This window comes from Alkalicella caledoniensis, from assembly GCF_014467015.1.
In the GTDB taxonomy this organism is placed as follows: Bacteria; Bacillota; Proteinivoracia; order Proteinivoracales; family Proteinivoracaceae; genus Alkalicella; species Alkalicella caledoniensis.
On the sequence record NZ_CP058559.1, the window covers coordinates 3,429,032 to 3,441,717 of the forward strand.

A 12,686-nucleotide genomic window follows, 5' to 3' on the forward strand; every position below is an offset into this window, starting at 1 on the left:
GGAGGTTTTAATTTTGAATTTGATGAAGAAATTAAAGTTAGAATGGAGACTTTTAAGATCTAAGATTTACTCTTTGATTGGTCTAGAAAGAAACGATATATATTTCGTAGGAAGCACTGAAGCATTGCCTCCACCCCTTACAAATGACGAAGAAAGCTATCTGATGGAGAAATTGCAACGAGGTGATGAAGGGGTAAAAAGGCTTTTAATAGAACATAACCTTCGTCTTGTTGTGTATATTGCTAGGAAATTTGAAAACACAGGAATTAATATTGAAGACCTTGTATCTATCGGTACCATAGGACTTATAAAAGCTGTTAATACATTTGATCCTGCTAAGAAAATAAAACTAGCCACATATGGTTCAAAATGCATAGAGAATGAAATATTGATGTATCTAAGAAGGAACAATAAAATTAAGTCTGAAGTTTCCCTTGATGAACCCCTGAATATAGACTGGGACGGAAACGAACTATTGTTATCAGATGTGCTGGGCACAGAACCTGATATTATACATAAAGATTTAGAACAAGAAGTAAATAGAAACCTTTTAGCAAAAGCTCTAACAAAACTATCCAAAAGAGAGCAAAGAATTATGATATTACGATTTGGGCTGCAAGATGGAAATATAAAAACACAAAAAGATGTTGCAGAAATACTGGGAATATCCCAATCATATATATCTAGGCTTGAAAAAAAGATTATTAAAAGGCTAAAAAAAGAAATAAGTAAAATGGAGTAGTCTAAACCCATGCTGATGCATGGGTTTTATTTAGCTAAACTTTTTAAAAATAAATCTAAACATTTATTCCCATAAAATTACATTGACCATCATGATTTTTAATGATATATTAGTCTACGTTGCTTAACACAAGCAACTTTTTATTTTCTAATAAAAATCTAATAACCCTACAATTATATTGTAGGGGCCGGTATTTTCGAAATAAAAAATAAGTAAAAAAAGTATTGACAAGATGCATTAAAAATGATAAGATAGTCTTTGTCGCCGAGAGGTGATTGAGTAAAAAAAGTAGCACGAGCTACTGACAGTTCTTTGAAAATTGAACAGCACTATACCATAAGAAATACAACTTGGTAAAAGTTAATTTCGAATTTGAGTTTAAAGTGATTAAAACCAGACGAAAGTCTGAAGTCAGTAATCAACGCATTAAGTTATTAGTATTTAGCTAACTGCTAACTGCCAATAGCGAAGTGCGAATGATATAACTTTTCAATTTAATGGAGAGTTTGATCCTGGCTCAGGACGAACGCTGGCGGCATGCCTCACACATGCAAGTCGAACGGAGTTAAGTAGAAAGCTTGCTTTTTACTTAACTTAGTGGCGGACGGGTGAGTAACACGTGGGCAACCTGCCCTACAGCTCGGGATACCATCGGGAAACTGATGTTAATACCGGATACGCTTCATGAATCGCATGGTTTATGGAGGAAAGATTTATCGCTGTAGGATGGGCCCGCGGTCCATTAGCTAGTTGGTAGGGTAACGGCCTACCAAGGCGACGATGGATAGCTGGTCTGAGAGGACGATCAGCCACACTGGGACTGAGACACGGCCCAGACTCCTACGGGAGGCAGCAGTGGGGAATATTGCGCAATGGGGGCAACCCTGACGCAGCAATGCCGCGTGAAGGATGAAGGCTTTCGAGTCGTAAACTTCTGTCTAGAGGGATGAATAATGACAGTACCTCTGGAGGAAGCCCCGGCTAACTACGTGCCAGCAGCCGCGGTAATACGTAGGGGGCAAGCGTTGTCCGGAATCACTGGGCGTAAAGCGCGCGTAGGTGGTCTAGTAAGTCAGATGTTAAAATGCGGGGCTCAACCCCGTAATGCATTTGAAACTGCTGGACTTGAGGACAGGAGAGGAAAGTGGAATTCCTAGTGTAGCGGTGAAATGCGTAGATATTAGGAGGAACACCAGTGGCGAAGGCGACTTTCTGGACTGTACCTGACACTGAGGTGCGAAAGCGTGGGGAGCAAACAGGATTAGATACCCTGGTAGTCCACGCCGTAAACGATGGGTACTAGGTGTAGGGGGTTTAGATACCCTCTGTGCCGCAGTTAACGCATTAAGTACCCCGCCTGGGGAGTACGATCGCAAGATTGAAACTCAAAGGAATTGACGGGGGCCCGCACAAGCAGCGGAGCATGTGGTTTAATTCGAAGCAACGCGAAGAACCTTACCAGGACTTGACATCCTCTGAAGCTATTAGAGATAATAGTGTCCCTTCGGGGCAGAGAGACAGGTGGTGCATGGTTGTCGTCAGCTCGTGTCGTGAGATGTTGGGTTAAGTCCCGCAACGAGCGCAACCCTTATCTTTAGTTGCCAGCAAGTAATGTTGGGCACTCTAGAGAGACTGCCGGTGATAAACCGGAGGAAGGTGGGGATGACGTCAAATCATCATGCCCCTTATGTCCTGGGCTACACACGTGCTACAATGGCCTGAACAACGGGAAGCGAAGGAGTGATCTGGAGCAAATCCCTTAAAACAGGTCTCAGTTCGGATTGTAGGCTGCAACTCGCCTACATGAAGTCGGAGTTGCTAGTAATCGCGGATCAGAATGTCGCGGTGAATGCGTTCCCGGGCCTTGTACACACCGCCCGTCACACCACGAAAGTTTACAACACCCGAAGCCGGTGGGCTAACCTTTTAGGAGGCAGCCGTCGAAGGTGGGGTAGATGATTGGGGTGAAGTCGTAACAAGGTAGCCGTATCGGAAGGTGCGGCTGGATCACCTCCTTTCTAAGGAGACACTGATATCACATTAAGTGATATCTACTTCTTATCGCTGCTAAAGCTATGCTTTAGTCAGCATCGTACTTCATTTTTATCAAGAATGTTCACCTTGTAAAAATGAATACGTACCTTAATTTACAAAAACAAAATCACAACTCAAATATGGTATATGCTGTCCAATTTTGAAAGAACTAGTTGACTGAACTTGTTCGGTGGCAGAAAAGTCACCTGCCTGATTAGTCCTTTTCTTTCTACAGATCTTTGAAAACTACACACGAAATTCAATAAGCAAAGGTTAGTTAACTATTAACTTAGTTAACGAAAAACAAAGAGTGTTCTTAGAGCAATAAACGATCAAATGCGTAAGCATTTATTTGGTCAAGTTACTAAGGGCGCACGGCGGATGCCTTGGCGCTAGGAGCCGAAGAAGGACGTAGCGAACTACGAAAAGCCACGGTAAGCTGTAAGCAAGCCTTGACCCGTGGATCTCCGAATGGGGCAACCCACTATGGTTAATACCATAGTATCACTACCTGAATACATAGGGTAGTAGAAGGCAACCGGGGGAACTGAAACATCTAAGTACCCCGAGGAAGAGAAAGAATAATCGATTCCCTAAGTAGTGGCGAGCGAAATGGGAAGAGCCTAAACACATGTGATGTAAGACTGCAATCGTTGTTACATGTGGGTTGAGGGAGCAATTGTGGTATCTTGCAGGATATCAAGGTAGTTACAAAAGTTAATTTTAGACGAACTGTTTGGAAAGACAGGCCGTAGAAGGTGAAAGCCCTGTAGTTGAAAAGATTAACCCTACCTAATTGCCACCCGAGTACAGCGGGACACGTGAAACCCCGTTGGAATCTAGGAGGACCACCTCCAAAGGCTAAATACTACCTAGCGACCGATAGTGAAGCAGTACCGTGAGGGAAAGGTGAAAAGAACCTCGGAAGAGGAGTGAAAAAGAACCTGAAACCGTGTGCCTACAAACAGTCAAAGCCCCATACGCGGGTGATGGCGTGCCTTTTGTAGAATGAACCAGCGAGTTACGTAGTCAAGCAAGGTTAAGTGGTAAAGCCACGGAGCCGAAGGGAAACCGAGTCTTAAAAGGGCGTGAAGTTTGGCTGCGTAGACCCGAAACCGGGTGACCTACCCATGGCCAGGGTGAAGTTTTGTTAACGCAAAATGGAGGCCCGAACCCACTAATGTTGAAAAATTAGGGGATGAGCTGTGGGTAGCGGAGAAATTCCAATCGAACTCGGAGATAGCTGGTTCTCCCCGAAATAGCTTTAGGGCTAGCCTCGGAATAAAATAGTGGAGGTAGAGCACTGATTGGGCTAGGGGCCTTACCAGGTTACCGAACTCAGTCAAACTCCGAATGCCACATATTTGTTTTCCGGGAGTCAGACTATGGGTGCTAAGGTCCATAGTCGAGAGGGAAACAGCCCAGACCATCTGCTAAGGTCCCAAAGTATAAGTTAAGTGGAAAAGGATGTGGGATTGCACAGACAACCAGGATGTTGGCTTAGAAGCAGCCACCATTTAAAGAGTGCGTAATAGCTCACTGGTCAAGTGATCCTGCGCCGAAAATGTAACGGGGCTCAAACTTATCACCGAAGCAATGGATGATGTAAATCATGGTAGGGGAGCGTTCTATTTGCGCAGAAGCTGTACCGTAAGGAGCAGTGGAGCGAATAGAAGTGAGAATGCTGGTATAAGTAACGAAAAAAGATGTGAGAATCATCTTCGCCGAAAACCTAAGGTTTCCTGAGGAAGGCTCGTCCTCTCAGGGTAAGCCGGGACCTAAGCCGAGGCCGAAAGGCGTAGGCGATGGACAACTGGTAGAGATTCCAGTGCCACCAAACTTCGTTTGAGAGATGGGGTGACGCAGGAAGGTAGGTTATCGCACTGTTGGTTATGTGCGTCCAAGCTTTTAGGGAGAGTAGATAGGCAAATCCGTCGACTCATAATCCTGAGGAGTGAAGGGGACCCGAATGAGGGGAACTAACTGATCCTACACTGCCAAGAAAAGCCTCTATCGAGAAGTAAGGTGCCCGTACCGCAAACCGACACAGGTAGGTAAGGAGAGAATCCTAAGGCGCTCGGGAGAACCTTCGTTAAGGAACTCGGCAAAATGACCCCGTAACTTCGGGAGAAGGGGTGCCTCATTATGGTGAGAGAATTTACTTCTTAAGCTAGAAGAGGCCGCAGTGAATAGGCCCAAGCGACTGTTTAGCAAAAACACAGGTCTCTGCTAAATCGAAAGATGAAGTATAGGGGCTGACGCCTGCCCGGTGCTGGAAGGTTAAGGGAAGAGGTTAGCGCAAGCGAAGCTTTGAACCGAAGCCCCAGTAAACGGCGGCCGTAACTATAACGGTCCTAAGGTAGCGAAATTCCTTGTCAGGTAAGTTCTGACCCGCACGAATGGCGTAACGACTTGGGCACTGTCTCAACGAAGGACCCGGTGAAATTGTAGTACCTGTGAAGATGCAGGTTACCCGCGACAAGACGGAAAGACCCCGTGGAGCTTTACTGTAGCCTGATATTGAGTTTTGGCATTTTATGTACAGGATAGGTGGGAGGCTGAGAAAGTAGCACGCCAGTGTTGCTGGAGCCACCCGTGGGATACCACCCTTAAAGTGCTGGAATTCTAACTGTGTACCGTTATCCGGTACTAGGACAGTGTCAGGTGGGCAGTTTGACTGGGGCGGTCGCCTCCTAAAGAGTAACGGAGGCGCCCAAAGGTTCCCTCAGAATGGTTGGAAATCATTCGAAGAGTGTAAAGGCAGAAGGGAGCTTGACTGCGAGACCTACAAGTCGAGCAGGGACGAAAGTCGGGCTTAGTGACCCGGCGGTACCGAGTGGAAGGGCCGTCGCTCAACGGATAAAAGCTACCCCGGGGATAACAGGCTTATCTCCCCCAAGAGTCCACATCGACGGGGAGGTTTGGCACCTCGATGTCGGCTCATCGCATCCTGGGGCTGAAGAAGGTCCCAAGGGTTGGGCTGTTCGCCCATTAAAGCGGTACGCGAGCTGGGTTCAGAACGTCGTGAGACAGTTCGGTCCCTATCTGTCGCGGGCGCAGGAAGTTTGAAAGGAGCTGTCCTTAGTACGAGAGGACCGGGATGGACGAACCTCTGGTGTACCAGTTGTCATGCCAATGGCAGTTCTGGGTAGCCAAGTTTGGTCGGGATAAGCGCTGAAAGCATCTAAGCGCGAAGCCCCCCTTAAGATAAGACTTCCCATTCCGTAAGGAAGTAAGACCCCAGAAAGACTATCTGGTTGATAGGCTAGGAGTGTAAGGGTAGTAATACCTTCAGCGGACTAGTACTAATCGGTCGAGGACTTGACCTAAATATTTAAGCTGTCAGCTGACAGTAGTCAGCAGTCAGGAAAAACTTTAAGAATAAAACCTTTGAAAACCTTGCTATGAATTTAGTGTGATAGTTTCATCTAGTGATGATGGCGAAGAGGATACACCGGTTCCCATTCCGAACACCGCAGTTAAGCTCTTCAGCGCCGATGGTACTTGGGGTTACCCCCTGGGAGAGTAGGACGTCGCTGGGTACTTAAAAAGCACAACTCAAATGAGTTGTGCTTTTTTTCGTGTAGGCTTTGCCTTTGGCAAACAGGACCAGCTTCGCTGACAGGATTGCCTTCGGCAACACAAACTTATCAATCCCATTTTTATCCTAAAGTTTAACTTTTTGTCCTTTTAAATAGATTGACCTCAACATGTTTTTATTTTAGAATTATGCATAGGGATTCATTGCTTTTTGGACAAGCTTTGATGGGCTACTATTTTAAATTTATGTACAGTTAGCTTTATTTTTACTGATTTTTAGTTTTAGAAGGGGGATAGTGTATGAGCCTACAAGTCTTAACAGGTATTATTAGAGAAAATCTATATATGGGAATAGCAGGGGTATTGTTTTTAGGAATAATAATGTTTATAGTATACTTCGTTATCTATATGAAACTACTGGGTGGGAAAATAATAATCCCACGGAAACAACTATTGGTGGGAGGTCTCCTTGTTGTCTATATTATCATGGTAATAGGAGTTACATTTTTAAACCGAGGAACAAGATTTCAACTTAACATGAACCTTCACTTTCTGAGTTCATATAGGGAAGCTTGGAATAATTTTAGCTTGCGACACTGGCAGTTTGTTATTTTGAACATTGTCATGTTTGTACCTCTAGGGATTCTTTTGCCCCTTTTTCATAAGAATTTCCGTAAAGCTGGTTGGACCATAGGAGTAGGTATGCTATCTACCCTAATAATTGAAAGTTTACAGCTAATTACTGGACGTGGCAGTTTTGTACTGGATGATATCTTTAACAATTCCTTAGGAGCAATAATTGGTTATGGGATAGTTATGGGTGTATTAACAATAATTAATGGGCAACGGAAGAGATTTTACAAGGCAATGGGTTATTTTTCACCCTTACTGATAGTAACTTTAACCTTTATGGGAATTTTTTTCGCTTACAATCTTCAGGAGTTTGGAAACCTAGCCATAGCTCACAGTTATAGTATTAATATGAACAGCACACAGGTTAATTTAAGTGTTCACCTTAACGATGAAAGAACATCAAATCCCATCTATCAGGCTCCAGTTCATTCTAAGTACTCTGCAAAAGATTTTGCTGTAGAGTTTATGGAAAACCTTGATATTGATACAAGTAATTTGGAGGTAATTGCTTATAGTACAAGTGCAATATACTGGTCAAGAGGCAATCCTTCATATAATATGAAGGTAAATTACCTAGATGGTAGTTATAGTTTTTCTGATTTTTCAAGTTTTGATAAAAAACCTGTGGAGGCTGAAGAAGAGGTTCTAATTGAAGAACTAAGGAGATTTGGTATTGAGATACCAGAAGGGGCTATGTTTAGTAATAGAGATACTAGAAGTTATGAATGGGTTGTGCATAAAAAAACACCAAACAATAAGTTAATCGATGGTGTTTTATACATTTCTTATTATAATGACGGTACAATTAAGCAAATCAATAATACTATTGTTGAATATAATAAGGTAAGGAACGTTCCAACTAAAAGTGAGAAGGAAGCATATCAGGAAATATTGGATGGCAACTTTTTTTGGTATCCCGGAAATGGGATAGAAACAATCAATGTTCATGAGGTACAATTAATGTACCATCTGGATTCCAAGGGATTCTATCAGCCCGTTTATTTTTTTTACTGTACAATAGATGGATTTGAATCCAGAATTACTATACCGGCCTTACTGAGATAACAAAAAGAAAATACAATTGTGAAACTAGTGTCTAACTTTAAATAGCGCCCTTAGAGGCGCTATTTCAGCTTGTAGACAAACCTAAGGCAAAGTCATTGACCCTAGGTGCGTAAAAAGCAGTACAATTCACTTAGACCACCACACTAAATTACACTATATAATCCTACCTAAAACGCCATTTTATATCGCTTTCTTTAATTGCTTTAAATAAAGTATTATCATCAACTAAATAAATTTTATCAAATAACTTACCAACTTTAGAGATTATTATCATATCCTCATATATCCATAATCTTTCATCACCACTCAAATTCATAATAAACCCTTGTGATCCTTTTTCCCTTTCGAAGATACCTTTCTTTATAGACATATCCAAATTATCTTCAAAAATTGCTTGAAATATTTCTGTGTTTTCTTCTTCGTAATCAAAATCTGAATACTTGTGGCGCTCTTCTGAAGTAAAAAAAATATTAAAAACTGTACCTTCTACCATGACATCTTCATTATCTAAAAATCCCCCAAGTGTACCTTGTCGCGTAAAAAGGAAATGCACTAAACTTGATAAAATGAACAGTGCAATAATAAGTTTAATAAATAAAAACTTCCTTTCCCTTAACATCCATTTACCCCCTCTTATTTTATTTAAAATTTGTGTGAACATGATTACTATATTCTATTAACTATGAAAAATTTCCTTCTAAAATATATAAAATTATATAAATTTTCTTTCAAAGAAGCTTAAAGTTTGCTTTTAATAGTGCAGGCTTTTTAGTGTAAGGTAGTGGTAAAGGCCCCTAGATTCATAAAACTTGCCACTAACTTCACTAATAAACTCCTACTGATTTCACTTTAATTCCTCTTTAATTCCTCTAATTCTTTCTGTAAGTTAGTGTAAATTCTTGACCTATCATTAGTGGCTAAGATTTTTAATTACTCTTCTAATCCTCCCAAATTAACCCCAGTTTCCCAGTAATCCGTGTAATCTCTTTTAAAAATCCGCGTTAGGCTCCTTTTACTTTAATCTTTTCCTGACTCTCCACAGCTAACCGCATCCTAACCCCTTACCCTCAACATCTCCCTGTTATAATATTTAGAATATAATTATTTTGTGTATTTAAGGGTAATTTTCCTCTTATTTGGAAAAATAAAGATAACAGGGTGACAAGATAGTGTGCATATTTTAACCGCACAGGGAAATAATTAACTTAACAAAACTTAGGAGGACTAGCCGTGATAAATAAAGTAGAAATATGTGGAGTGAATACAGCTAAGTTACCAGTTTTGAAAAATGCAGAGATGAAACAGCTATTTATCCGGTTACAAAGTGGAGAATACGACGCAAGGGAAAGGTTAGTAAACGGAAATTTAAGATTAGTACTCAGTGTAATACAAAGATTTAATAACCGCGGTGAATGTGTAGATGATTTATTTCAAGTAGGTTGCATCGGCCTCATAAAAGCTATTGATAATTTTGATTTGAGTCAGAACGTTAAATTCTCAACATACGCTGTTCCAATGATTATAGGTGAGATAAGAAGATACCTTCGTGATAACAATCCTATAAGAGTAAGTAGATCATTAAGGGATGTAGCATATAAGGCGTTACAGGTTAGAGATACTTTAATTAATCGATTCAATAGAGAACCAACTGTATCAGAGATTGCTAAGGAGCTAGAAATTGAAAGAGAAGAAGTAGTTTTTGCTTTAGATGCCATTCAAGAGCCAGTATCTTTATTTGAACCAATCTACCATGATGGTGGAGAGCCTATATTTGTAATGGATCAAATTCGAGATAACAAAGAACTAGATGGAACTTGGATTGAGGGTATAGCCATAAGTGAGGCTTTAACCCGCCTAAATGATAGAGAAAAGAAAATATTGACTTTACGTTTTTTTGAGGGGAAAACTCAAATGGAAGTTGCTGATGAGATAGGAATCTCTCAGGCACAAGTTTCTAGATTAGAAAAAGTTGCCTTAGGACATTTGAAAAAATATGTGAGGGAAGACTAATGTTAAAAGCGATGTTTATTATTCCCATACTGTTTACGATGCTTTCAATACAACTTATCCCCGAAGAAAATGGAGTAACTAGAGCATACAATGAGAACAATTTTTTTATAAGTAATATGGAAATAGGAAGTTTCTAAAAGAACCACATTGGTGGTTCTTTTAGTTTTTGATTTTATATCTTTTTTTTGATCTTAATGCATATAATTTACTTGAAGGTGGAAGGAGTGATTATATGAGAATTTCTGATTTGAGAAGTAGAGAAATCGTTAACTTATCTGATGGCAGGAAATTGGGTATCTTTGATGACCTAGAGATAGATACTACTAAAGGCGTAATAAAAGCTCTAATAATTACTGGTAGCAGCAGCTTCTTAGGTTTCTTTCAACAAGAGCAAGATAGTATTATACCCTGGGAAAAAGTTGTAAAAATAGGCCAAGATGTAATAATTGCAGATTTAAGCTCCAAAGGGGAAAAATTATTTAAAAAAGGCGATGAATAATGTTATAATTATAATATTAAAATTTGGATGAATGTGGAGTGAAGGTATGAAATGCCCTTTTTGCATAAACAACGAAAGTAAAGTATTGGATTCTAGACCTAATGATGATAAAAATGCAATAAGAAGAAGAAGAGAATGCCTTAAATGTCTAAGAAGATTTACAACATATGAAAAAGTGGAAGAAGAGCCAATACTGGTTCTAAAAAAAAGTGGAAAGAAAGAGTTGTTTGATAAGAACAAGATTATTAGAGGGTTATCTAGGGCCTGTGAGAAAAGGGATATTACCTATGTACAAATAGAAAATTTAGTAGAGGGTATAGAAAAGCAAATGGCAAATAAACTAATTTTTGAAATTAGCACAGAAGAATTAGGTGATATAGTCCTAGATAATCTTAAGGAACTAGATGAAGTAGCATATGTACGTTTTGCTTCTGTTTATAAAGATTTTAAAGATATAGAAGCATTCAAAAGAGAATTATCTAAACTATAAGGATTGAGGTGAACATCATGGGGAAAAGACCTCTAAACTCAAATAAAGGTTTTACTGTAATAAAAGGCGGTAATCAGAACAAAAAACTATTAAGTAATAAAGCCATGAAAATTATTATCTTTTCAGTGGTTTCTACAGTATTGTTTTTCATAGCCATTAGGGGTATAAATACAGTTAGAGATTATTTAACAGCTAGGATGCTTCAAATAGAGTATGTGGATGTAAACTCCATGGATGAAGGGATTTATGGTACGGGACTTTACATAAGGGATGAGAAAGTTATTGAAAGTTATGGAAACGTAGAATTAACAGGGAAACTTCCACAGTTAAGTAGAGTTCGCAAAGGTCAGTCACTAGGTAAGCAAGATGGTAACGAAGTTATAGCACCCGTTTCTGGTCTTGTCCTATACTATACTGATGACTATGAACAAATTTCCCTTGGCACAAATGTGGAAGATATAGCAGTTCTGGATTTTTTTAACTATGAAGAGTATCAAGTCATGGAAGTATCTCAAAACCCTAATTCTGGTGACAAATTACTAAAAATTGTAAACAACTATCATACTGAGATTATTGTTCGCCTCGATGTTACAGAGGCGGGGCAACTTTGGGATCTAGATAGGGTAAGAGTTAAATTAGAAGCTGGGGATAATAGTCTTGTTAAGTGGGTAGATATTAAAGGTACTGCCACACATGGAGACTACACCTATGTACATCTTTTTTCAGACAGAATTACAGATGATTTTATCGATGTAAGGTTTTCAAATGTGTTTTTTATTCTTGATACAATAACTGGAATAAAACTTCCAGAAGATGCCATAGTGTCTGAACAAGGTAAGACTGGAATCTACTCTCTTTCACGAAATAGGGTTGTTTTTAGAGAAGTTGTTCCCATGAAGGAAGAAGGAGGATATGTGTGGGTTACAGGATTAAGTGAAAAACAAGGAGTTATCCTTAATCCAAAAATAGTAAAAATTGGGCAAAGGATTAAGTTCTAGAGGTGAAAAAATATGAGTGTATTAACTAATTATTATAATGTAGAAAATAAGATAAAAAAAATTACTCAAAGAAATATTCAAATAGTTGCAGTTTCAAAATATGCTAAAGATAGTGATGTTAATTCACTTTATCAAAGTGGTATAAGAATTTTTGGTGAAAACCGTGTTGAAAATGCTCTTAACAAACAAGGCACATTCCCTGATTCCCATTGGCATATGATAGGATCCCTCCAAACAAGAAAGGTCAAAGATATAATAGGAAAGTTTAAACTTATTCATTCCCTTGACCGTGAAAACCTGGCCCAGGAAATAGAAAAGAGATCTGCACAAAAAGAAGTTATCACAAACTGTTTGGTTCAAGTGAATATTTCTAAAGAAGAGTCAAAATCAGGTTTACATAAAGAGGAAGTTTTGGATTTTATGAAGTACCTTGAAGATTTTAAATGGATAAATGTTAAGGGGTTAATGACAATGGCTCCCTTTACTGACAATCCAGAAGAAGTTAGATATGTTTTTAAAGACTTAGCGAACTTGCAACGAGAGCTTATAACCAAAGGGTTTACAAATATTACAGAATTGTCCATGGGGATGTCAAATGACTATCTTGTGGCAATCGAAGAAGGTGCTACCATAGTGAGAATAGGTAGTGAGATATTTAGCAACTAAAAGAAAGGG

General features: G+C 39.6%; 9 protein-coding genes and 3 rRNA genes. 11 read left to right on the top strand and 1 reads right to left on the bottom strand.

What is annotated here, in order from left to right; genetic code table 11:
- Window positions 1-13: 13 nt before the first annotated feature.
- The 5 genes from sigE (at window position 14) to HYG86_RS16810 (ending at window position 8,014) form a co-directional block, all read left to right on the top strand.
- A complete protein-coding gene (gene sigE, locus HYG86_RS16790; protein WP_425489228.1) occupies window positions 14-742 on the top strand; it encodes an RNA polymerase sporulation sigma factor SigE in 729 nt (242 codons plus the stop codon).
- 494 nt (window positions 743-1,236) lie between these two features.
- A 16S ribosomal RNA gene (locus tag HYG86_RS16795) occupies window positions 1,237-2,760 on the top strand.
- Window positions 2,761-3,130: 370 nt separating this feature from the next.
- Window positions 3,131-6,105 (top strand): 23S ribosomal RNA (locus HYG86_RS16800).
- A gap of 98 nt (window positions 6,106-6,203) precedes the next feature.
- Window positions 6,204-6,318 (top strand): 5S ribosomal RNA (rrf, locus tag HYG86_RS16805).
- The 16S, 23S and 5S rRNA genes sit together here, the layout of an rRNA operon.
- 298 nt (window positions 6,319-6,616) lie before the next feature.
- Window positions 6,617-8,014: a VanZ family protein gene (locus tag HYG86_RS16810; RefSeq protein WP_213166706.1), complete on the top strand. Its 1,398-nt coding sequence runs from the start codon at window positions 6,617-6,619 to the stop codon at window positions 8,012-8,014.
- Window positions 8,015-8,177: 163 nt separating this feature from the next.
- Here HYG86_RS16810 and HYG86_RS16815 read toward each other — a convergent pair whose 3' ends face one another.
- A complete protein-coding gene (locus tag HYG86_RS16815; RefSeq protein WP_213166707.1) occupies window positions 8,178-8,633 on the bottom strand; it encodes a hypothetical protein in 456 nt (151 codons plus the stop codon).
- 611 nt (window positions 8,634-9,244) lie between these two features.
- Here HYG86_RS16815 and sigG point away from each other — a divergent pair.
- The 6 genes from sigG (at window position 9,245) to HYG86_RS16845 (ending at window position 12,677) form a co-directional block, all read left to right on the top strand.
- A complete protein-coding gene (gene sigG / locus HYG86_RS16820; protein WP_213166708.1) occupies window positions 9,245-10,024 on the top strand; it encodes an RNA polymerase sporulation sigma factor SigG in 780 nt (259 codons plus the stop codon).
- A complete protein-coding gene (locus tag HYG86_RS16825; protein WP_213166709.1) occupies window positions 10,024-10,161 on the top strand; it encodes a hypothetical protein in 138 nt (45 codons plus the stop codon). The genes sigG and HYG86_RS16825 overlap by 1 nt, the downstream gene beginning before the upstream one ends.
- A gap of 95 nt (window positions 10,162-10,256) precedes the next feature.
- Complete coding sequence (locus HYG86_RS16830) at window positions 10,257-10,523, top strand: YlmC/YmxH family sporulation protein (protein WP_213166710.1); 267 nt, start codon at window positions 10,257-10,259, stop codon at window positions 10,521-10,523.
- A gap of 46 nt (window positions 10,524-10,569) precedes the next feature.
- The gene (gene nrdR, locus HYG86_RS16835; RefSeq protein WP_213169351.1) at window positions 10,570-11,013 is read left to right on the top strand and encodes a transcriptional regulator NrdR; all 444 of its coding nucleotides are present in this window, start codon (window positions 10,570-10,572) and stop codon (window positions 11,011-11,013) included.
- A 17-nt stretch (window positions 11,014-11,030) separates the two neighbouring features.
- Window positions 11,031-12,011 (top strand): biotin/lipoyl attachment domain-containing protein, encoded by a 981-nt coding sequence (locus HYG86_RS16840; protein ID WP_213166711.1) that lies wholly within the window; start codon window positions 11,031-11,033, stop codon window positions 12,009-12,011.
- A gap of 12 nt (window positions 12,012-12,023) precedes the next feature.
- A complete protein-coding gene (locus HYG86_RS16845; RefSeq protein WP_213166712.1) occupies window positions 12,024-12,677 on the top strand; it encodes a YggS family pyridoxal phosphate-dependent enzyme in 654 nt (217 codons plus the stop codon).
- Window positions 12,678-12,686 lie beyond the last annotated feature (9 nt).